This window comes from Paracoccus aminovorans (assembly GCF_900005615.1).
GTDB lineage: Bacteria > Pseudomonadota > Alphaproteobacteria > Rhodobacterales > Rhodobacteraceae > Paracoccus > Paracoccus aminovorans.
This window is the reverse complement of record NZ_LN832562.1, coordinates 288,589-309,166: the sequence shown is the minus strand read 5'-3', so window position 1 is coordinate 309,166 and position 20,578 is coordinate 288,589. Positions and strand designations below refer to the sequence as shown.

Genomic DNA, 20,578 nt, shown 5'->3' with positions numbered 1-20,578 from the left:
CCAAATATCCCACGGGGGCCCGGGGGTGTGAAACCCCCGGCTCAAAGCGTGCAGGAAACGCAGCCCTGCACCTCGGTGCCTTCCAGCGCGGTCTGGCGCAGCCGGATGTAATAGATCGTCTTGATGCCCTTCTTCCAGGCATAGATCTGGGCGCGGTTGATGTCGCGCGTCGTCGCTTCGGCCGGGAAGAACAGCGTCAGCGACAGGCCCTGGTCGACATGCTCGGTCGCGGCGGCATAGGTGTCGATGATCGCTTCGGGGCCGATCTCATAGGCGTCGCGATAGAACTCGATGTTCTCGTTCGACATGAAGGCGGCAGGATAATAGACCCGGCCGATCTTGCCTTCCTTGCGGATCTCGATCTTGGCGACGATCGGGTGGATCGAGCTGGTCGAGTTGTTGATATAGCTGATCGAGCCGGTCGGCGGCACCGCCTGCAGGTTGCGGTTGTAAAGCCCGTGCTGCATGACCGAGGCCTTCAGCGTCGCCCAATCCTCGCGGGTGGGCAGGGTGACGTTCTCGAACACCCGCGTCACGTCCGGCAGGGTCGGCAGCCAGTCGCGCTCGGTATATTTGTCGAAGAACGAGCCGTCGGCGTATTTCGACTTCTCGAAATCCTTGAAGGTGCTGCCATGCTCCTGCGCCAGCAGATTCGAGGCCCGGATGGCGTGATAGGCCACCGCGGCGAAATAGACGCCGGTGAACTCGACCCCCTCGGGGCTGCCGTAATGGATGCGCTCGCGGGCCAGGAAGCCGTGCAGGTTCATCTGGCCCAGGCCCACGGCATGGGCCTCGTCATTGCCGCGCCGGATCGAGGGCACGGCGTCGATGGCCGACATTTCCGACACCGCGGTCAAGGCGCGGATCGCCGCCTCGACGGTGGCGCCCAGGTCCGGGCCGTCCATGGTCGCGGCGATGTTCAGCGAGCCGAGATTGCACGAAATATCAGTGCCCAGGTGGGAATAGCTCAGATCCTCGTTGAACTCGCTGGCCTCGTTGACCTGCAGGATCTCGCTGCACAGGTTCGACATGGTGATGCGGCCATGCACCGGGTTGGCGCGGTTCACCGTGTCCTCGAACATGATGTAGGGATAGCCGCTTTCGAACTGGATCTCGGCCAGGGTCTGGAAAAATGCGCGGGCGTTGATCTTGCGCTTCTTGATGCGCTTGTCGTCCACCATCTCGGCATATTTCTCGGTCACCGAGATTTCCGAGAAAGGCACGCCATAGACCTTCTGGATGTCGTGCGGCGAGAACAGGTACATGTCCTCGTTGCGCTTCGCCAGTTCGAAGGTCACGTCCGGGATCACCACGCCCAGGCTCAGCGTCTTGATGCGGATCTTCTCGTCGGCGTTCTCGCGCTTGGTGTCGAGGAAGCGCAGGATGTCCGGGTGATGCGCGTTCAGATAGACCGCGCCCGCGCCCTGACGCGCGCCCAGCTGATTGGCATAGCTGAACGAATCCTCCAGCAGTTTCATCACCGGGATGACACCCGAGGACTGGTTCTCGATGCCCTTGATCGGTGCGCCCGCCTCACGCAGGTTGGTTAGCATCAGCGCCACGCCGCCGCCGCGCTTCGACAGTTGCAGGGCCGAGTTGATCGAGCGGCCGATGGATTCCATGTTGTCTTCCAGCCGCAGCAGGAAGCACGAGATCAACTCGCCACGCGACTTCTTGCCGGCGTTGAGGAAGGTCGGCGTCGCTGGCTGGAAGCGACCGGACAGGATCTCGTCCATGAAGCGCATCGCCAGGCCCTCGTCGCCGCGCGCCAGCGCCAGGGCGACCATGACCACGCGGTCCTCATAGCGTTCCAGGTAGCGCTGGCCGTCGCGAGTCTTCAGCGTGTAGCTGGTGTAATACTTGAACGCGCCCAGGAAGGTCGGGAAACGGAACTTCTTCTGATAGGCGGCATCCCAGATCGCGCGCTGGAAGTTCTTGGAATACTGGTCCAGCACCTCGGGCTCGTAATAGCCCTCGTCGACCAGATAGCGCAGCTTTTCGTCCAGATTGTGGAAAAAGACGGTGTTCTGGTTGACGTGCTGCAGGAAATACTGCCGCGCCGCCTTGCGATCCGCGTCGAAGCGGATGCGGCCCTCGCCGTCATAGAGGTTCAGCATCGCGTTCAGCGCGTGATAGTCCAACTCGGCCTTTACGCCATCGTCAAGCATTCCGTCCCCCAGAATTCGCTTAGCCCCGCATGCACGCGGGAAATATCCAGATCGGTCCCCGCCAGCTCGAAACGATACAGCACGGGAACGTTGCATTTGGTGGAAATCACCCGACCAGACAGCGCATAGGTGGCGCCGAAATTCCGGTTGCCGGCGGCGATGACGCCGCGCAGCAGGGCGCGGCGGTCGGGATCGTTCAGGAAATGGATGACCTGCTTGGGCACCGCGCCCCGCCCCTCGCCATCGGCATAGGTCGGGCAGATCAGCACATAGGGCAGATCGGGCGCAGGCATCGGGTCCCTGGGCGAGATCGGGATGCGGCAGGCGGGCCGGCCGAGCCGGGCCACGAAGCGCGCCGTATTCCCCGAAGCCGAGGAGAAATAGACCAGTCTGCCCGTCGGCCCGCCCATGGCCCTTACGACAGGCGGCCGATCATGTCCGGGCGGAAGCCGGCCCAATGCGCCTCGCCGGCGACGACGACCGGCGCCTGGCGATAGCCGAGCGAGGTGACCAGTTCCAGCGCCGAGTCGTCCTCGGTCAGGTCCACCAGGTGGTAGTCGAGACCGCGCGCATCCAGGGCGCGGGTGGTGGCGGTGCATTGCACGCAGGCGGGCTTGGAATAAACGGTGATGGTCATGCCTCTGCTCCTTCTTTTTTGCTGTAGGGCAGCCGAGGGCTGGGCCGGAGGCTATGCCATCCGAACCGCTCAAGCCCCGCGCCCGCCGCACGGTGTGGTCCTTTCGTGCCATGGCAGGTCTTCTGACTCGCAGGTCTCGGCTCGGCTGCCCTTCCCGGTTTCCCAGTGGCGTTGCAACCTCGCTCACCGCTTACAGCTGCGGGGGCAGTGCCGGATTTTCACCGGGCTTCCCTCTTCGTCCTCCGGATCGCTCCGGATTAACCATGACCCGGCCAGTAAGCCACGCCGTGCGGCCCGGGTCAATCCATATCTAGTGGGATGCGGCGATCTATCCCCAAATATGTGGTGGGTCTGTGGATAAGATCGCCAGGGCGCACGAAAGGCGTCCCGTTAACCATTCGCCGAACGGATCGGGGTCCGAAGCGGCCATCCTGCTGCCGGAGGTTGTGCGGCGCCGCCGCGGGCGTACTCGGCGGCAGGGACGCATGGCGGGACCGAGATCCGACCCCGCAATCCGCGGCGCCCTCACAGGGCGGCCGTGGCACGCTTCACCTGCCATGTCCGCCGAACAAAGGCGGCGACGAAGATCGCGGTCAGGATCAGGATGACCGTCGGCGCCGGCGCGCTGTCCAGGAAGAAGCTGGCATAGGCCCCGGTCAGCATCGCCGCCATGCAGACCGCCACCGCCACCGCCAGCATGCGGCCGAAGCTGCGCGCCAGCAGGAAGGCGATGGCGCCCGGCGCGATCAGCAGCCCGACCGCCAGGATCAGCCCCGTCGCCGCCATGGTGGCGACGATGGTCAGCGACAGGATCGTCAGCAACCCATAATGCAGCAACCCCACCGGCAGGCCCGACGCCCGCGCCTGCGCCGGATCGAAGGCGTGCAGCATCAGGTCCTTCCATTTCAGCAGCAGCACCAGCGACACCGGCGCCCCGATCCACAGGGCGGTGCGCAGGTCCGCGGCGCCCACGCCCAGCATGTTGCCGAACAGGATATGGTCCAGGTGCACGTCCGAGGCGATCGAGGTGTAGAGGACGATCCCCAGCCCGAACATGCCCGAGAAGACGACGCCCATGACCGTGTCCTTCTTCACGCGGCTGTTGTCCGCCAGGTATCCGGTGGCCAGCGCCGTCACCATCCCGGCCGCGAAGGCGCCCAGGATCAGCGGAAAGCCGAGGATATAGGCCAGCACCACGCCCGGCAGCACCGCGTGGCTGACCGCGTCGCCCATCAGCGCCCAGCCCTTCAGCACCAGGAAGCAGGACAGCAGCGCCGTCGGGACCGCGACGATGGCCGAGATCAGGAAGGCGTTCTGCATGAAGCCGAACTGGAACGGCAGCAGGAGCTGGTCGATCATTGCGGGGCCTCCTCGCGCAGGGCGGCGCGGGCCTTGGCGCGGGCGGCCAGCAGCCCGTGCTTCGGCGCCCAGACGAAGGCGGCGAGGAAGATCAGCGTCTGCAGCACGACGATGATGCCGCCGGTCGCGCCGTCGAGGAAATAGCTCAGATAGGCGCCCAGGAAGCTGGTGACGGTGCCCAGGGTCACCGACAGCAGGATCAGCCGCGGGAAGCGGTCGCAGAGCAGATAGGCCGTGGCGCCGGGTGTCACCACCATGGCGATGACCAGGAACGCGCCCACGGTCTGCATCGCCGCCACCACGCAGGCCGACAGCAGCACGAAGAACATTCCCTTCAGCAACCCGGGCCGCAGCCCGACGGTCCGGGCGTGGCTCTCGTCGAAAAAGACCACCATCAGGTCCTTCCACTTCAGCGCCAGCACCGCCAGCGAGACGAAGCCGATGATGGCCAGTTGCAGCGTGTCCCCGGGCGTGATCGCCAGGATATTGCCCATGGTGATGGTCTGGACCGACACCGCCATCGGATTGACCGAGACCATGAACAGCCCCAGCCCGAAGAAGCTGGTGAAGATAAGCCCGATCACCACGTCCACCTTGAGCCCGGAACGGTCGGACAGGAACAGCATCGCCGCCGCCGCCAGCCCGCCCGAGAGGAACGCCCCCAGCGCGAAGGGCAGGCCCAGCATATAGGCGCCGGCGACGCCGGGGACCACGGAATGGGACAGGGCGTCGCCGATCAGCGACCAGCCCTTGAGCATCAGATAGGCTGACAGGAAGGCGCAGACCCCGCCCACCAGCGCCGAGACCCACATGGCGTTCATCATGTAGTGATAGCCGAAGGGTTCAAGCAGCAGGGTCATCCGAGGCCCCCTCGTGCGTCCGGGTGCGGTCGCCGTATTGCACCAGCGGGCGTTCGTCGTCGCTGAGGATGGTGATGCGGCGGCCGTCCTCGTCGTCGTGCAGCGCATGTCCGCCCAGGGTGAAATGCCGCAGCACGCCGCCAAAGGCCGCTTCCAGGTTCCCGGGCGTGAAGGTGGTCTCGGTCGGGCCATAGGCCAGCACGGTGCCCTTGACCAGCACCACCCGGTCGCAGAATTCCGGCACCGAGCCCAGGTTGTGGGTCGAGACCAGCATGACCCGGCCTTCGTCGCGCAGCGCGCGCAGCAGGGCGATGATCTGCTCCTCGGTCTTGACGTCCACGCCGGTAAAGGGCTCGTCCAGCAGGATGACCTGCCCGTCCTGCGCCAGGGCCCGGGCCAGGAAGACCCGCTTCTTCTGGCCCCCCGACAGCTCGCCGATCTGGCGGCGGCGATGGTCGAGCATGTTCACCCGCGCCAGCGCCCGCTCGACCGCCTCACGATCCGCGGCCGAGGGACGGCGCAGGAAACCCATGTGGCCGTAGCGGCCCATCATCACCACGTCCTCGACCAGAACGGGAAAGGACCAGTCCACCTCTTCGGCCTGGGGCACATAGGCCACGAGGTTCTTCTTCAGGGCCTCGCGCACGGTCATGCCCAGCAGCCGGATCTCGCCCCGGGCGACCGGCACGAATCCCATGATCGCCTTGAACAGCGTGGATTTCCCGGCGCCGTTCACGCCGACCAGCGCGGTGACGGTGCCCCTGGGGATGGCGAAGCTGGCATTGCGCAGCGCGGTCAGGCCGTTGCGATAGGAAACGGTCAGATCGCGCGCCATGATGCCGCCGCCCGAATCCGGCGCGTCGCCGCTGGTCCTGGTGGTCGATCTGTCGTCGCGCATCTTGGTTTTCGCTTTCTGCCGGAACGGGACGGTCGCCCTCGGATGGGAAGCCCGGCGCGCGAGGCGCGTCAGGACGCTTTCCGGGGATCCTCCCTCAGTTCACGCCGGCCGCAAGCCCTTTCGCCACGGTCTCGGCGGTGACCCTCAGCAGGTCCAGATAGGTCGGCACCGGCCCGTCCGGGCCGGACAGGCTGTCGACGTAGAGAACCCCGCCGTAATGCGCCCCCGTTTCGCGCGCGACCTGTTCGGCGGGTCCGGTGTTCACCGTGCTTTCGCAAAAGACGGTGGGGATGTCATGTTCCCGCACCCCGTCGATCACCGCGCGGACCTGCTTCGGCGTGCCCATCTGGTCGGCATTGATCGGCCACAGATACAGTTCGTGCATGCCGAAATCCCGGGCCAGATAGCTGAAGGCGCCTTCGCAGCTGACCAGCCAGCGGCGGTCTTCGGGGATGGCCTCTATCTCGGCCTTCAGCGGCGCGATGGTGCTTTCCAGCTCCGCCTTGTAGCGTTCGGCGTTGCGCGTGTAGGTCTCGGCATTCTGTGGGTCCTGCGCGACGAAGGCCTTTTCGATATTGTCGACATAGACCTTGGCGGTCTCCAGCCCCATCCAGGCGTGGGGGTTCGGCTTGCCGTCGTATTCGCCGCCGCGGATCGGGATCGGCGCGATCCCCTCAGTCACCGTGACGACGGGCACCTGATCGAGATTGGCAAGGAACTTCTGGAACCACAGTTCTAGGTTGAGGCCGTTGTAGAGGATCAGATCGGCGCCCTGCGCGCGAACGATGTCCTGCGGCGTCGGCTCATAGCCGTGGATCTCGGCCCCCGGCTTGGTGATCGACACCACCTCGGCGGCATCGCCGGCGACGTGACCCGCCATGTCGGCGATCACGGTGAAGGTGGTCACCACCTTCATCCTGTCCTCGGCCGTCGCGGTCCCCGCCATCAGCGCCGTTGCCGTCACCGCACCAAGCAGGCGTGCCAAGCTGGAGGACATATGAATTCCTTTCCTGTTTCCCTTGTCGGAGCCGCCCGCGACCCAGTTGCGAGCGCTTCGCGACAAGAGATAGCGATCCGCGAACAATTTGCAAGTGAAAATCAATCTCAATAAGGTTGATGCTGGCAGCAAGCGATCCGTGGCAGCCTCGCGCAGGCCCGGCTCTGCGGCTGACTTAGGAAAAAAGTAAGGGATCCCAGCCATTGGCCGTCACGCGATGGTAAGTTCCGTCTTACCCGCCTATTGCGGCAATGATGCTTGGAGGCTTTCGCCGAGGCGCGCGACAACTGCGCCGGCAATCATCGGAAAAAGAGGCGCCCTTCTTCCAGGTACGGGCGATTCCGTCGACGATGCCTTGACCGACGATTCCGGCGCCCTGATCGACCGGTCGGCACAGCGACATCGCGGATCTCGTACCTGCAGCCTTAGGCAGCATCCGGGAACCGTCGTGAGCATCCCGTTGAGTTTCGGATGGCCACCACAACCAGGACCTACAACCGCCCCCCATTGCTGTCTACCACTCCGAGCCACTGGGTAAGTAGTATCCTATTGCTGACGGGCTTCGACCAAGGCGCCAGCACGATTCTAGAATGACCTGCCGCGGAACGGCCTGACCTTTCGCACCGCCCGCCCAGCAGCGCAGCGTCTCGCATTCCGGGGCCATGCGCCTGGAAGCGATCACGCTGAACACACTGCCGATGGCGGGCCCTGTGGACCGGCTCGGCCTACCCCTGTTCCAGATCCGGCTGGCGGTAGCCGGCTTGGTCTCGGCGACGATCTTCCTGCTGTCAGGATAGTGGTCTACCCGCGCTGATCGGGCTCGGCCGCTGCGGACGCCGGGGGCCGGGGTCGATTAAGCGCCGATTCCTGCGCGAATCGCAAAATATGCTGCGGTTTTGGTCAACCTGCTCTGGGGGTCTGGGCTATCCTTTGCGCAAGGCCGACCGCAGCGGATCGGCCCGACCAACAACGGAGGAATGAAATGAAGCGCCAGATCGCCACCGCAGTTCTTGCCTCGCTGGCCGTGCTGCCCCGGGCCGAGGCCGCCGAGCCCGCCGCCTGCCAGTCCCCCCGCTTTTCGGATGTCGGCTGGACCGACATCTCGGTCACCACCGCCATGTCGGCGATGGTGCTGGAGGCCCTGGGCTATTCGCCCAAGTTGCAGATCCTGTCCGTCGCCGTCACCTTCGAATCGCTGAAACAGGGCGATACCGACATCTTCCTGGGCAACTGGATGCCGCTTCAGGAACCGATTCAGAAGCCGCTGGTCGAGGCCGGCCAGATCGAGGTGGTGCGCCCGAACCTGGAAGGGGCGCTGATCGGGTTCGCGGTGCCGGAATACAGCCATCAGGCCGGGCTCCAGACCTATGCCGACATCGCCAAGTTCAAGGACCAGCTGGGCGGCAAGATCTACAGCATCGAGGCCGGCAGCAGCGCCAATACCACGATCCTGAAGGCGATCGCGGAGAACGCCTTCGACCTTGGCGACTTCGAGCTGGTCGAATCCAGCGAACAGGGAATGCTGGCGCAGGTGCAGCGCGCCATCCAGGCCGAACAGCCGATCCTGTTCTTCGGCTGGCGGCCGCATCCGATGAACGTGCGCTACGAACTGGCCTATCTGACCGACGGCAACGACACCTTCGGGCCCGACGACGGTGCCGCGACCGTGCTGACCAACACCCGCGCCGGCCTGTCCGGGGAATGCCCCAACCTGGGCAAGTTCCTGTCGAACCTCGCCTTCACGGTCGAGGCCGAGGACATGATGATGTCCTATGTCCTGGACGACGGGCTGGAGCCGAAGGCCGCGGCCGAGCGCTGGCTCAAGGACAACCCCGCCGCGCTGGACGGCTGGCTTGCGGATGTCACCACCGTCGCGGGTGAGCCGGGGCTGCCCGCGGCCAAGGCGGCGCTAGGCCTTTGAACCGCGTCTGGCGGCGGTGGGCGGATGCCCGAACCGCCGCCGGAAGGCACGCGACAGCGAGGCGATCGAGGCGAAGCCCGTCCTGACCGCGATCTCGGCCATGCCGAGGTCGGTGTCGGTGATCAGCCGCCGCGCCGCCTGCAGGCGCAGCGACTGGTAATAGGCGGCGGGCGAGGTCTGGACGATGTCGCGAAACAGCCCCTCCAGCGTCCGGCTGGAACATTTCACCTGCGCGGCGATGCTGGCGATGGGCAATGGGCTGTCCAGATTCGTCTCCATGATGCCGATGGCCTGGGCGACACGGCTCTCCATCCGCCCGGCCCGGCCCAGCGAGACCAGGGGTTGCGCGTCCGAAGGCAGGCGCATCTCTTCGTAGACGTAAAGGCTGGCCACGTTCAGCGCGGGGGCAAAGCCCTGACGGGCGCGGATCAGCGCCAGCATGAAGTCCAGCGTCGGCGCCGCGCCGCCGGTGGTGAAGACCGCGCCGTCGATCACCCAGCGGTCGGGGATGGCGCGCACCTGCGGAAAGCGGGCGGCAAAATCCTCGAGATCCTCCCAATGGGTGGTGGCCTGGCGCTGGTCCAGCAGGCCGGCGCGGGCCAGCACCCAGCTGCCGGCCTCGACGCCGCCGACCAGCGCCGCCCGCCGCGCGCCCTGCCGCACGGCGGCCAGCACCGCCGGGGCGACATGGCGCGCGACGTTGAAGGCCGCGACCACGATCAGCAGGTCGCATGCCTCCTGCGGCCGAAAGGGCCCATCGACCTGCACCGGCAGGCCGCAGCTGGTCGCCACCGGCCTGCCGTCGACCGAGACGACCCGCCAGCGATAGCATTCCGCCCCCGACACGCGGTTCGCCGCCCGCAACGGGTCCAGCGTGGCGGCCAGGCTCATCAGCGAGGCATCGGGCAGCACCAGGATGGTGGCGCCGAGCGGCCGGTCAGAGCGCCGGAACACCCCTTCCGCGGCCGCCGTCACGTCGCCCGTGCCCCAGGCAGGCCGTATCCCATGCGTCAGGACCTGGGCTGGCCGACGAAGCGGCCCGCCCCTTCGGCCGGCATGTCGGCATGGCTGCCGGCCCAGTCGGCCAGCGTCGCGGCCACGGCGGGCGCGGGTGCGCTGGTGCGGCGGGTGCCGAGGTCGGTGTGCAGCAGCAGCGTTTCGACCGTGGCGGCCAGCACCTCGCCGCGCCAAAGTCGGTGGAACAGGTGCAGCCTCTTGCCCTGCCCGTCCAGCACCTGAGTCGTCACCACCAGCCGGTCGCCGGCATGAATCTCGTCCAGATAGCGGATGTGGTTCTCGACCGTGAAATAGCTCTGTCCCGAGGCGACGTAATCTGCATCGGCGCCGATCATCTCCATGAAGCGGTCGGTCGCCAGCGAGGCGGCTTCCAGATAATGCGTCTCGTTCATGTGGCCGTTGTAGTCGGTCCAGGTCACCGGCACCTGGCGCGTGACGGTGATCGGCAAGCCGTCGCGCTCGCCCGGGTCGGGCAGGTGCGCCTCATGCGCCCGCAGCACGCCGCCGGCGCCGCTGCCCGAGCGGCGCAGCGCGCGGATCATGCCGACGACGTTGTCGTCGCGCAGACGTTCCAGCTCGCGGATCGAGCGGTGGCCGGATTGCGCGTCGGACTGGCTGGCGATCAGGTCGACCAGTTCGTCGTTGAACTCGGGCACGTCCATCAGCTTGGTCCAGGGCCAGGACAGCGCCGGACCGAACTGGGCCATGAAATGCTTCATCCCGGCCTCGCCGCCGGCGATGCGATAGGTCTCGAACAGGCCCATCTGCGCCCAGCGGATGCCGAAACCCATGCGGATCGATTCGTCGATCTCTTCGGTGGTGGCGATGCCGTCCTTGACCAGCCAAAGCGCCTCGCGCCAGACGGCTTCCAGCAGGCGGTCGGCGATATGGGCGTCGATCTCTTTCCGCACGATTAGGGGGAACATGCCGATGCCGCGCAGGATGTCGGCGGCCCGCGCGCAGGTGGCGCCGTCGCCCACCAGTTCGACCAGCGGCAGCAGATAGACGGGGTTGAAGGGATGCGCCACGACCGCATTGGTTCCGGCCGCGTTCAGCTCGGACGGCTTGAAGCCCGAGGTGGACGAGCCGATCACCGCATCCGGCCAGGCCGCCGCCGCGATGGCGGGCAGGATCCTGTGCTTCAGCGCCAGCACCTCGGGGACGCTTTCCTGGATCCAGGCGGCGCCGGCCACCGCCTCGGCCATGTCGGCGTGGAAGGTCAGCCGGCCCTCGGGCGGCAGCGCGCGGTCGTAAAGCGCGGGCAGCGCCCGGCGGGCATTCGCCAGCACCTCGCCGATCTTGCGCTCGGCCTGCGGGTCGGGGTCGAAGACCGCCACATCCCAGCCGTTCAACAGGAAACGCGCAGCCCAGCCGCCGCCGATGACGCCGCCGCCGATGATCGCCGCCTTGCTCATGCCGCGACTCCTTTCGGGGCGCGCTTCACCAGGCCCAGGCGTTGGCGGACTTCGGCGGGACCGATCACGCGGGCGCCCAGGTTCTCGATGATGGTCGCGGCGCGCTCGACCAGCTGCGGGTTGGTGGCAAGCTGGCCCTTGCCCAGCCACAGATTATCTTCCAGACCCACGCGCACGTTGCCGCCTGCCAGCACCGAGGCGCCGACGAAAGGCATCTGGTCGCGGCCCAGGCTGAAGGCGGACCAGGTCCAGTCCGAGGGCACCGCGTTCACCATCGCCAGGAAGGTGTTCAGGTCGTTGGGCGCGCCCCAAGGCACGCCCATGCACAACTGCACCAGCGCCGGGCCGGCCAGCGTGCCTTCCTCGACCAGCTGCTTGGCGAACCACAGGTGGCCGGTGTCGAAGGCCTCGATCTCGGGCTTGACGCCCAGGGCGGTCATCATGCCACCCATGGCCCGCAACATGCCGGGGGTGTTGGTCATCACGTAATCGGCCTCGGCGAAGTTCATCGTGCCGCAATCGAGGGTGCAGATCTCGGGCAGGCATTCGGCGACATGCGCCATGCGCTCGGTCGCGCCGACCATATCGGTCCCGGCAGCATTCAGCGGAAACGGCGCCTCGGTATTGCCGAAGACGATGTCGCCGCCCATGCCGGCGGTCAGGTTCAGCACCACGTCGACCTCGGCCTCGCGGATGCGGTCGGTCACCTCGCGGTAATAGTCCAGCTTGCGCGACGGGGCGCCGGTCTCGGGGTCGCGGACGTGGCAATGGACCACCGCCGCACCGGCCTTGGCCGCCGCGATGGCGCTTTCGGCGATCTGTTTCGGGCTGCGCGGCACGTGGGGCGAGCGGTCCTGGGTGCCGCCCGATCCGGTCACGGCGCAGGTGATGAAGACGTCCCGATTCATGGCAAGGGGCATGGCGAACTCCTGGTTGGCGCATCCCGGATGCTAGGGGCTTGCGCGGCACCGCGATTGTCCTATCCTGTCACAGGATTATCCAAACAGGTCAGCATTTCATGGTCCGCGTCGGCTTCCTGCTTTTCGAGGGTTTCTCGAACATGGTGCTGTCCTGCCTGCTGGAACCGCTGCGCGCTGTGCGCGACCAGGCCGAGATCGACATCCGCTGGCAGGTCCTCACCCCCGACGGCCGGCCGGTGCGGTCCTCGAGCGGGTTGTCCGTCGCGCCGGACGACGGGGCGGCGACGGATTTCGACCTGTTGGTGGTGGTGGCGGGCTATGGCTATCGCGACCATGCGGCAGGGGCCGGGCTGCGCCGCGTCCTGGCGCTGGCACGGCGCAGCCGTATCGTGATCGGCGCCGACAGCGGGCCCTGGCTGCTGGCGGCGGCGGGCTTGCTGGATGGGCGGCGCGCGACGCTGCACTGGTCGCTGCTGGCCGATTTCGCCGAGGCCTTCCCCGATGCGCAGGCCGACACCGCCCCCTACGTGATGGCGGGGCGGGTCTGGACCTGCGGCGGCGCGGCGGGGGCGCTGGACCTGATCCTGGCCTTCATCGCCGAGCGGTTCGGCCAGGCCAATGCCTTCATCGCCTCGTCGATGTTCCTGCACGACGCCGACCGCGGCGAGGCCGGCCCGGCCCTGCCCGGCCTGCCCCGCAAGGGCACGGCGCGGCTGCGGCAGGCGATGAACCTGATGATCGAGACCATCGAGACGCCGCTGCCGCTGCCCGAGATCGCGGCACGCTGCGGAGTCTCGCTCAGCAAGCTGGACCGGTTGTTCCGCGCCGAGACCGGCATGGCGCCGGGCCGCTATTTCCAGATGCTGCGGCTGTCGCAGGCGCGCGAACTGGCCGCCAGCACCGGGCTTGGCCTGCGCGAGATCGCGCTGCGCTGCGGCTATTCCGACGCGGCGGCGCTGAGCAAGGCGCATCGTCGTCTCTACGGCCGGCCGATCCGGCAATCCACCCCGCCCGCCGGCGAACCTGCTCGCGGCCCGCGGCCTTTCTCGACGCCGCCGGCGCTGCGGACCCGATGACCTGGTCGGGGCGACCCCCAAGCAAGGCGGACCACCGCCAGGCCATTCTTCCGGCCCGCGGCGAGCCATGCGGAACCCTGGCGGCCTTGGCCCCGTCGCCGGGTCTTGCAACGGTTTCGGGGCGCATTGCTACATCGGGACGGCGCGTGCCTTGGCGACGCTTTCCGTGCCAGCGATATCGGGGACAACTTCGAGAGGCGCTTATGACCCGAAGCTTCAACGAGACCGAAAAGGTCGTTCTCTGCTGGCTGGCAACGGCGGATCCCGCAACAGGCCGAATGTCTCTCCCAAGCAGATCCACGCGGAAGCGGACGACGGCCGGTTCTTGATCGCCGACATCGCCTCGGCGCGCAGCGTCAAGAACATCCGCGACAATCCGGCGGTCTGCGTCAGCCTGATCGATGTGTTCCTGCAGCGCGGCCGAAAACTGGAGGGCGTGGCCGAGATCATCGCGCCCGACCATCCGGATTTCGCGGCCTTGTCCGCGCCGCTGCTGGCAATGACAGGCGGCAGCTTCCCGATCCGGCATGTGATCGCCGTCAGGGTCGAGCGGAGCGCGCCCATCCTGGCGCCCAGCTACACCTTCTATCCGGAAAGGAGCGAAGCGGACCTTCGCGCGGACGCCTACCGCACATATGGGGTGCGGCCGCTCGGGGAATGATCGCTGATCCTGCGGGGCGGGTGTGCGTCCTGCCGGATCTTTTTATCACGGTAGCGGCTCGGAGCGGTGCCAGCCGTCTTTTCCTCCGCGCTTGCCCCGACAGGCTGCTAAAAAGAACTTCGAGAGGGCATCGTTTTGGGCCCAGGATCGGCTGAAGAACAGGACATTTGCGGGCGATCCGATGCGATTTTCGCGCTTCCGTGCAGTTTGCCGCGTCACGGGGCTTTTCAGCAGCCTGCTCAGGGCCGAAATGGCCTCCTGCGGGCCGATCCGGTCGGCTGGTTGCGCCTGATGGCGGTCAGGGCGCCTCGCCGCGCGACGAGTCCGCTTGCGGGGCCGCGTCGATGTCGATCGCGATGGGATCGCTCGCGGGGAAGGTGCCTTGCAACGCCGGGTCGAGAAGCCTGTCGATATGGGCCGCCTGATCCGGACCTGCGCCGGCAGAAGCAGCACCGGCCGCCTCATGATCGGCGTCCCCGGCGGCCTCCGGCCTCCCGCTTCGGGGCGGTCCGACCAGATCCACGGCGGTGCAGGTCAGGACGTTGCCGCTGTCGTCCGCGGTGATGCGGACGCGGCGCCGGGACGAGAAAAAGACCAGCCGCACCCGGCCGGCATCCGCGCCTTCGCCGCGCTCGCAGCGGCTGGTGATGGTGCCGTCGCGCATGCTTTGCCTCAGGGCGTCGGTGCCGATCCGGAACGCCTTGGCCAGCAGGGCCGCATCCACCTGGATGCCGTTCTTCCCGAATTCGATCTGAGACATCGCTTCCTCCTGTCCAGCCCTAACCGTCCGTCGCCACGCGCCCGTCCGGGTTCCGTCCCGGCCAGGCGCAATCCGCAATCGTCGTGCGGTCGAGCTCTGCCATGAACGCTTCGCGCGCCGCCGCAAGCTGCGGTTTCAGGCGGCAACCCGGTCCGAGGACGCATTCGCCGCCATCGGCGCGAAAGCATTCCACAAGCGAGAACCTGCGTTCGAGATGGCGCACCACCTGCCCCACCGTGATTTCCTGCGCCGGGCGCATCAGCCGCAGCCCGCCCGTCCGGCCGCGCACCGAGCGCACGAAACCGCCCAGACCGAGATCGCTGACCACCTTGGCCAGATGGTGCTGCGAAATCGCGAACTCCGTCGCGATCTGTCCGGTCGAGACCGCCTTTTCCGGCGTTCCGGCCAGGCGCATCAACACGCGCAATCCGTAGTCGGTGAAAGTGGCAAGACGCATGCGCAATCATAATCGGTATTCTTGATGCCGATTATATGGCGGGATATTCGGCACGGCAAGTTCCGAATATCCCCCCCCGCCGGGGCTCTTCATGCGAACGACCGGCCCGGAGATTCGGCGCTCCTGCATGACCGCGGGTTAGATCGCCGCGCAGAACCCCCGGCATCGTGCGCCCTGGGTCTGGACGCAGGACAGCCGACCCGGCAGGGCCTGTTCCTGCTCGCGACCATCACGCCGACCGGCGCCGCGCAAATGCGCCCTGGTGGCAGAGACGGCCCTTTCGGATCGTGCGGGGCCGGACGCATGGCAAATTCGGAGATGCTTGTCGCAACGCGGGCGCTTTCGCCCCAGCCTGCGGCCGTGACGGCCGGGGCGCGCAATGCCCGTGCATCGCTGGGGCACCCGCGACGAGAAGGACAAGAGGGCCGAGCATGATGAACGACCTCTCGGATCCGGACGGCGGCCCGCCGGCCGTCCGGCGTTCAGCGCAGCACGTGGTTTTCGGGTTTCAGCGGCTCGGGCAGGCTGTCGGTTCCCATCGCGTCCAGCATCTCGCGCTCGATCATGCGACACAGCGCATCCAGCGGCAGGGCGTTGGGCGTTTCGCCGAACGGGTCCTCGAGCTGGTGGCCGAGCGCGTCGAGGCCGAAGAACGTATAGGCCACCAGCAGCACCGGCAGCAGCGTCCACCAGCTCAGCGAGCCGGCCAGCGCAAAGGGCAGCAGCACGCAAAAGACCAGCGCCGTGCGATGCAGCAGCAGCGAATAGGCAAAGGGCACCGGGGTCGAGGCGATGCGCTCGCACGCCGCCTGGGCGCTGGACAGCCGATGCAGATGGCCCTCGAGCACCGACCAGCGGATCTCGCCCAGCCGGCCCGCGGCGCTGAGCCCGACCAGCGCCGCGCCGGCGTCCTGCAGCACGCGATCCGTGGGGTTCGGCCGCCCGGACAGGGTGTCGCCCGGCAGCCAGGCCGCGATGGCCGCGTTTTCGTCGCGCTGGCGCAGCCGCGCGGACAGGCCGGCCGCGAAGGCGCAGAGCGAGAGCAGCAGGCGGCGGCGCAGCTGCGGGTCCAGGCCGGCGCTGGCCCGCGCCATGCCCCGGCAGGCGACCACGATCTCGCCCCAGAGCTGCCGCCCCTCCCACCAGCGCGCGTAGCAGGTGCCGTTGCGAAAGCTCATGAACACCGACAGCGCGATGCCGATCAGGGTGAAGGGGATGGCGCTGATGCGGGCGAAGATGCCGGGGTGCAGCTTCGCCGCCAGGATCGCGACCAGCGACACCGCTCCGATCACCGCCAGCCGGCCCAGGATAGCGGGGATGATCGAGCCCTGGACCGTCAGCAGGATGTCGCGCAGGTTCGGCTGCGAGCGCAGGATCATCGCCGCTCAGGCCCCCAGCACCACCACCGCCTCGGAGGTCTGCATCTGGAAGGTCAGGCTTTCCTGCAGGTAAAGCGTCACCGTCTCGACATCATGCGCCAGATAGCCGATCGAGACGTCCTGCCCCAGCCACAGGTCGAAATCGCCGCCGCGGGTGGTGACGACGGCGCCGCCCTCCAGCGCCTGGCTCCAGACCACGGGCACGTCGACCAGCCGCTCCAGATGCTTCAGCACCGGATAGCCGTCCTCGGCGCCGCCGGTCGCCTCGGTAAAGGCGGCGGTGCCCAGCACCAGCGCATAGGGGCCGTTGACGCCGGCCAGCCGCAGCTCGCTGACGGCGCGGGCCAGGGCCTCGGGATAATCGGCGACGTCGTCGGGCAGCGGCACCACCGGGTTGCTGGTGCCGGGCAGGATGCCCTGGATGCCGGCGGCGTCGTAGCCGCGGAACACCAGCCGGTCCTCGGCCAGCGCGATCTGGCGTGCCGCGTCCTTGAGCGGCTGCCAGTCGCTGTCGTTCGAGCCGCGCGCCACGTCGTCGATGGCCGCGCGGGTCAGCCGGAACGGCACCCGCAGCTCGACCAGCGGGTTCACCTCGCGCTGGTGGCAGGCGACGCCCTCGGCCAGCGCCGGCGCGGGCTTCAGGTGGCCGGTGCCGACCGCGGACAGATCGAACCCCTCGGGACCGTGCAGGTCCACGACGCGGCGCGCGCCCAGATAGCGCTGCAGGGTGCGCCGGGCCTCTTCCTCGATCTGGGTCCAGGCGGCCGCGCTGATCGGGGCCAGTTCGCGGTGAAGATTGTCCAATGTCAGTCCCCCTGTTTCAAGGATCCAAGGCCAAGCGAGCCGTCCGCCCGCGGTTCCGGTTCGGGTTCGGCTGGGGCGGGCGGCGCCAGAGCCTGCCCCGCGCCGATCCTGTCCAGCAGCCCCGCCGCCGGCACGAAGAACAGGCCGCCGGTCACGGCCGTGCTGACGTCGAGGATGCGGTCGTAATTGCCCGGCGACAGACCGACGAACATGTTCTCCAACATGGTCTCGATCCGGCCCGGCTCGCGGGCGTAGCCGATGAAATAGGTGCCGAACTCGCCATGCGCCGGGCTGCCGAAAGGCATGTTGTCGCGCAGGATCTGCAGCTGGTTGCCCTGCGCGTCGTTGATGTTGGTCAGCACGTTATGGGCGAAGCTCGCCTTGTCGGCATCGGGGAATTCGATGTCCGAGAGCTTGTGGCGCCCGATCACCCGTTCCTGGCTTTCCACCGGCATGGCCTCCCATTTCGCCAGGTCGTGCAGGTATTTCTGCACGATGACGTAGCTGCCGCCGGCAAAGGCCGGGTCTTCGTCGCCGATGGCCACCGCCGCGGCCCGGTCCACGCCCTGCGGGTTCTCGGTGCCGTCGACGAAGCCCAGCAGGTCGCGGTTGTCGAAGAACTTGAAGCCCTGGGTCTCGTCCTCGACGGTGGCGACCGCGCCCAGCCGGCGCATGATCTGGCTGGCGAGCTCGAAGCAGTAGTCCGGGCGCTCGGCGCGGATGTGGAACAGGATGTCGCCCGGGGTCGCAGGCGCGCGATGGACGCCGGCGATTTCGCGGAACGGGTGCAGGCCGGCGGGCGCAAGACCAATGCCCAGCCGATCCCAAAGCCCGGACCCCAGGCCCAGCACGCAGCTGAGCCCCGCTTCGGCGCTGCGAAATCCCACCGCCCGGACCAGGGAAGGCAGGTCGGCGCAAAGGTCGCGGAAAACCGAAAGCGCCGCATCGTCCTGGTGCAGGCTGAGGGTCAGAAAGATCGCGTTGCGGGTCAGGGCGCCCTCGATCGGCTGGTTGGCTATTGGCGGCATGAGCGATTCCCCTCGGGCTTGACCAAGGAATAAACCCGTCCGCGGGGTGTCCGAAAGCCCCAGAAGCGACAGCAGCCCAAGGATCGCGCGCACATCAAGGTCCGAAAGCCCTTGCGGGCGGCTCCGGTCCGCAGGTATATGTTATATTATAACGTAACATAGAGGCCCCCATGTCTGCATCCGCCCGCTCTCGCGACCGCCGCCTGCCCGTCACCGTGGTGTCGGGATTTCTGGGCGCGGGAAAGACCACGCTGCTGAACCATGTCCTGAACAACCGCCAGGGCCGCCGCGTCGCGGTGATCGTCAACGACATGTCCGAGGTCAATATCGACGCCGACCTGGTCCATGCTGCCACCGAACTGTCCCGCACCGAGGAGAAGCTGGTCGAGATGACCAATGGCTGCATCTGCTGCACCCTGCGCGAGGACCTGCTGGACCAGGTGCGCCAGCTGGCCGGAGAAGGCCGCTTCGACCACCTGCTGATCGAATCCACCGGCATCGCCGAGCCGCTGCCGGTGGCGGCGACCTTCGCCTTCCGGGACGAGGACGGCAACAGCCTTTCGGACGTGGCGCGGCTGGACACGATGGTGACGGTGGTGGATGCCGCCAACCTGACGCGCGATTTTTCCAGCCACGACTTCCTGGCCGACCGCGGCGAAAGCCTGGGCGAGGACGACCAGCGGACGCTGGTGGACCTGCTGACCGACCAGATCGAATTCGCCGACGTGATCGTGCTGAACAAGATCGGCGCCGCCGGGCCCCAGCGGCGCGACGAGGCGCGGCGCATCCTGCAGGCGCTGAACCCCGATGCCCGGGTTCTGGAAGCGGATCATGCCCGGGTCGATGCCGGCATGATCCTCGACACCGGGCTGTTCGACTTCGACCGGGCGCATGAGCATCCGCTGTGGGCCAAGGAGCTTTACGGTTTCGCGCATCACACGCCCGAGACCGAGGAATACGGCGTATCCTCTTTCGTCTATCGCGCCCGCCGGCCCTTCGATCCGCTGCGCATCCATGCGGTGCTGAACCGCGAACTCGGCGGCGTGATCCGGGCCAAGGGCCATTTCTGGATCGCGACCCGGCCCGACTGGGTGGCAGAGTTCAGCCTGGCCGGGGCGATGTCGACGGTCGCGCCCCTGGGCCGCTGGTGGGCGGGCGTGCCCCGGCAGCGCTGGCCGACCGTCACCGAAAGCCTGGATGCGGTCGCCGAGGTCTGGCAGGAACCCTGGGGCGACCGGCGGCAGGAACTGGTCTTCATCGGCACCGGCATGGACCAGGCCGCGATCACCCGCGCGCTGGATGCGGCCCTGGTGCGCGAAAGCGGCTTCATCCCCGAGCTGTGGGCCAACCTGCCCGACCCCTTCCCGGCCTGGGGGGCCGAAAGCGCCGCCTGAGGCATCGTTCAACGGTTGCGGGTATCGACCGGATAGGCGGTGGTGAAGCGGATGCGCTCCATGGCGAAATGCGAGGTCACGTTCTTGATCGGCACCGCATCCGTCAGCCGCTTGTAGAACAGATCGAAGGCCGCCATGTCCGGCACCGCCACGCGCAGCAGATAGTCCATGCGCCCCGCCATCCGGTGGACCTCCATGATCTGCGGCAGCTGGGCGACGGCCGTGGCGAATTCCTCGCGCCATTGCACGGAATGGTTCGGCGCCTCGATCTCGACGAAGACCAGCGTGCCGAAACCCAGCTTCTCCGGATCGGCCAGCGCCACCCGCCCGGTCAGCACCCCCGCCGCCTCCAGCTTCTGGATCCGCTTCCAGCAGGGGGTCTGGGACAGGCCCACCCTGTCGGCGATCTGTGCGATGGGCAGCGTCGCGTCGCGCATCAGCTCCGCCACGATCTTGCGGTCGATCAGGTCGAGATCCGGCATAGCGCCCCTTCCGACGCCGGAGGAATGCCCGGCGATGCGGCGTCATATTTATCTATATTCTCTATGTGTTCAATCGTGTATTATGGTGGCCGTATCGCAAGAGGCCGATTCTGCGAAAGGGAGGCATGGCGACCATGAACGACATCGTCCTGATGACGCGACCTTGGGCCGGGGACGCACGCATCGTCCCGGTCCGGCTGAGCGACAGCCGCTGCGGCGGGATCCCCGGCCTGAACGGGGTTGCGCCGAGCGTCCTGACCTCCGCGCTGCGCGACGCGGCGCCGTCTTTGCTGCGCCTGCGGCGCGCCGAGATCGCGCCGTCGGGCCCGGCGTGACGGAGATGCG

Annotated in this window: 21 protein-coding genes and 1 riboswitch; of the genes, 5 read left to right on the top strand and 16 right to left on the bottom strand. The window is 67.4% G+C overall.

What is annotated here, in order from left to right:
• Nucleotides 1-41: 41 nt before the first annotated feature.
• The 7 genes from nrdE to JCM7685_RS17475 all read right to left on the bottom strand — a co-directional run bounded on the left by nrdE (nt 42) and on the right by JCM7685_RS17475 (nt 6,919).
• Complete coding sequence (nrdE, locus tag JCM7685_RS17505; RefSeq protein WP_074967581.1) at nt 42-2,168, bottom strand: class 1b ribonucleoside-diphosphate reductase subunit alpha; 2,127 nt, start codon at nt 2,166-2,168, stop codon at nt 42-44.
• On the bottom strand, nt 2,150-2,578 hold the full coding sequence (gene nrdI, locus JCM7685_RS17500) for a class Ib ribonucleoside-diphosphate reductase assembly flavoprotein NrdI (RefSeq protein WP_074967583.1): 429 nt from the start codon (nt 2,576-2,578) through the stop codon (nt 2,150-2,152). The genes nrdE and nrdI overlap by 19 nt, the downstream gene beginning before the upstream one ends.
• A 5-nt stretch (nt 2,579-2,583) precedes the next feature.
• Nucleotides 2,584-2,805 carry a glutaredoxin-like protein NrdH gene (nrdH, locus tag JCM7685_RS17495; protein ID WP_074967585.1) on the bottom strand — a complete coding sequence of 74 codons (222 nt, stop codon included), beginning with the start codon at nt 2,803-2,805 and terminating at the stop codon, nt 2,584-2,586.
• Between the two features lie 95 nt (nt 2,806-2,900).
• Nucleotides 2,901-3,086, bottom strand: a riboswitch (cobalamin riboswitch).
• 244 nt (nt 3,087-3,330) lie between these two features.
• A complete protein-coding gene (locus tag JCM7685_RS17490; RefSeq protein ID WP_074967587.1) occupies nt 3,331-4,164 on the bottom strand; it encodes a metal ABC transporter permease in 834 nt (277 codons plus the stop codon).
• The gene (locus JCM7685_RS17485; RefSeq protein WP_074967589.1) at nt 4,161-5,024 is read right to left on the bottom strand and encodes a metal ABC transporter permease; all 864 of its coding nucleotides are present in this window, start codon (nt 5,022-5,024) and stop codon (nt 4,161-4,163) included. The genes JCM7685_RS17490 and JCM7685_RS17485 overlap by 4 nt, the downstream gene beginning before the upstream one ends.
• Complete coding sequence (locus JCM7685_RS17480; RefSeq protein ID WP_074967591.1) at nt 5,008-5,922, bottom strand: manganese/iron ABC transporter ATP-binding protein; 915 nt, start codon at nt 5,920-5,922, stop codon at nt 5,008-5,010. Before JCM7685_RS17480 ends, JCM7685_RS17485 begins: the two co-directional genes overlap by 17 nt.
• 94 nt (nt 5,923-6,016) lie before the next feature.
• Nucleotides 6,017-6,919 carry a metal ABC transporter substrate-binding protein gene (locus JCM7685_RS17475; RefSeq protein ID WP_074967593.1) on the bottom strand — a complete coding sequence of 301 codons (903 nt, stop codon included), beginning with the start codon at nt 6,917-6,919 and terminating at the stop codon, nt 6,017-6,019.
• 982 nt (nt 6,920-7,901) lie between these two features.
• Between JCM7685_RS17475 and choX the strand changes: the two genes are divergently transcribed.
• Nucleotides 7,902-8,840, top strand: a complete 939-nt coding sequence (gene choX / locus JCM7685_RS17470) for a choline ABC transporter substrate-binding protein (protein WP_074967595.1) — start codon at nt 7,902-7,904, stop codon at nt 8,838-8,840.
• Here choX and JCM7685_RS17465 read toward each other — a convergent pair.
• From JCM7685_RS17465 to JCM7685_RS17455, 3 genes are read right to left on the bottom strand one after another with little or no spacing between them, the layout of a single operon-like run.
• Nucleotides 8,829-9,794 (bottom strand): GlxA family transcriptional regulator, encoded by a 966-nt coding sequence (locus tag JCM7685_RS17465; RefSeq protein WP_083412711.1) that lies wholly within the window; start codon nt 9,792-9,794, stop codon nt 8,829-8,831. The genes choX and JCM7685_RS17465 overlap by 12 nt on opposite strands.
• Nucleotides 9,795-9,850: 56 nt before the next feature.
• Entirely contained in the window at nt 9,851-11,272 is a 1,422-nt protein-coding gene (locus JCM7685_RS17460) for a carnitine 3-dehydrogenase (RefSeq protein WP_074967599.1), read from the bottom strand.
• Nucleotides 11,269-12,192, bottom strand: a complete 924-nt coding sequence (locus JCM7685_RS17455) for a BKACE family enzyme (protein ID WP_074967601.1) — start codon at nt 12,190-12,192, stop codon at nt 11,269-11,271. The genes JCM7685_RS17460 and JCM7685_RS17455 overlap by 4 nt, the downstream gene beginning before the upstream one ends.
• A gap of 98 nt (nt 12,193-12,290) precedes the next feature.
• Between JCM7685_RS17455 and JCM7685_RS17450 the strand changes: the two genes are divergently transcribed.
• Nucleotides 12,291-13,268, top strand: coding sequence for a GlxA family transcriptional regulator (locus JCM7685_RS17450; protein ID WP_074967604.1), 978 nt, complete (start codon nt 12,291-12,293; stop codon nt 13,266-13,268).
• A 151-nt stretch (nt 13,269-13,419) separates the two neighbouring features.
• A complete protein-coding gene (locus JCM7685_RS17445; protein WP_170848921.1) occupies nt 13,420-13,929 on the top strand; it encodes a pyridoxamine 5'-phosphate oxidase family protein in 510 nt (169 codons plus the stop codon).
• A 298-nt stretch (nt 13,930-14,227) separates the two neighbouring features.
• On the opposite strand, the gene JCM7685_RS20090 is transcribed toward JCM7685_RS17445, so the two are convergent.
• The 5 genes from JCM7685_RS20090 to JCM7685_RS17420 all read right to left on the bottom strand — a co-directional run bounded on the left by JCM7685_RS20090 (nt 14,228) and on the right by JCM7685_RS17420 (nt 18,357).
• The gene (locus JCM7685_RS20090) at nt 14,228-14,689 is read right to left on the bottom strand and encodes a DUF6522 family protein (protein WP_074967606.1); all 462 of its coding nucleotides are present in this window, start codon (nt 14,687-14,689) and stop codon (nt 14,228-14,230) included.
• Between the two features lie 19 nt (nt 14,690-14,708).
• The gene (locus tag JCM7685_RS17435) at nt 14,709-15,146 is read right to left on the bottom strand and encodes an RrF2 family transcriptional regulator (RefSeq protein WP_074967608.1); all 438 of its coding nucleotides are present in this window, start codon (nt 15,144-15,146) and stop codon (nt 14,709-14,711) included.
• Between the two features lie 482 nt (nt 15,147-15,628).
• On the bottom strand, nt 15,629-16,525 hold the full coding sequence (locus JCM7685_RS17430; RefSeq protein WP_074967610.1) for a bestrophin family protein: 897 nt from the start codon (nt 16,523-16,525) through the stop codon (nt 15,629-15,631).
• Between the two features lie 6 nt (nt 16,526-16,531).
• A complete protein-coding gene (locus JCM7685_RS17425) occupies nt 16,532-17,329 on the bottom strand; it encodes a family 1 encapsulin nanocompartment shell protein (protein WP_074967612.1) in 798 nt (265 codons plus the stop codon).
• Between the two features lie 2 nt (nt 17,330-17,331).
• A complete protein-coding gene (locus JCM7685_RS17420) occupies nt 17,332-18,357 on the bottom strand; it encodes a Dyp-type peroxidase (protein ID WP_074967614.1) in 1,026 nt (341 codons plus the stop codon).
• 170 nt (nt 18,358-18,527) lie between these two features.
• Here JCM7685_RS17420 and JCM7685_RS17415 point away from each other — a divergent pair, with 170 nt between their 5' ends.
• A complete protein-coding gene (locus JCM7685_RS17415; protein WP_074967616.1) occupies nt 18,528-19,751 on the top strand; it encodes a GTP-binding protein in 1,224 nt (407 codons plus the stop codon).
• 8 nt (nt 19,752-19,759) lie between these two features.
• Here the strand turns inward: JCM7685_RS17415 and JCM7685_RS17410 are convergent, their stop codons facing one another.
• A complete protein-coding gene (locus JCM7685_RS17410; protein WP_074967618.1) occupies nt 19,760-20,233 on the bottom strand; it encodes an Lrp/AsnC family transcriptional regulator in 474 nt (157 codons plus the stop codon).
• 134 nt (nt 20,234-20,367) lie between these two features.
• Here JCM7685_RS17410 and JCM7685_RS17405 point away from each other — a divergent pair, with 134 nt between their 5' ends.
• Entirely contained in the window at nt 20,368-20,568 is a 201-nt protein-coding gene (locus tag JCM7685_RS17405) for a hypothetical protein (RefSeq protein ID WP_139218085.1), read from the top strand.
• The last annotated feature ends 10 nt before the right edge of the window (nt 20,569-20,578 follow it).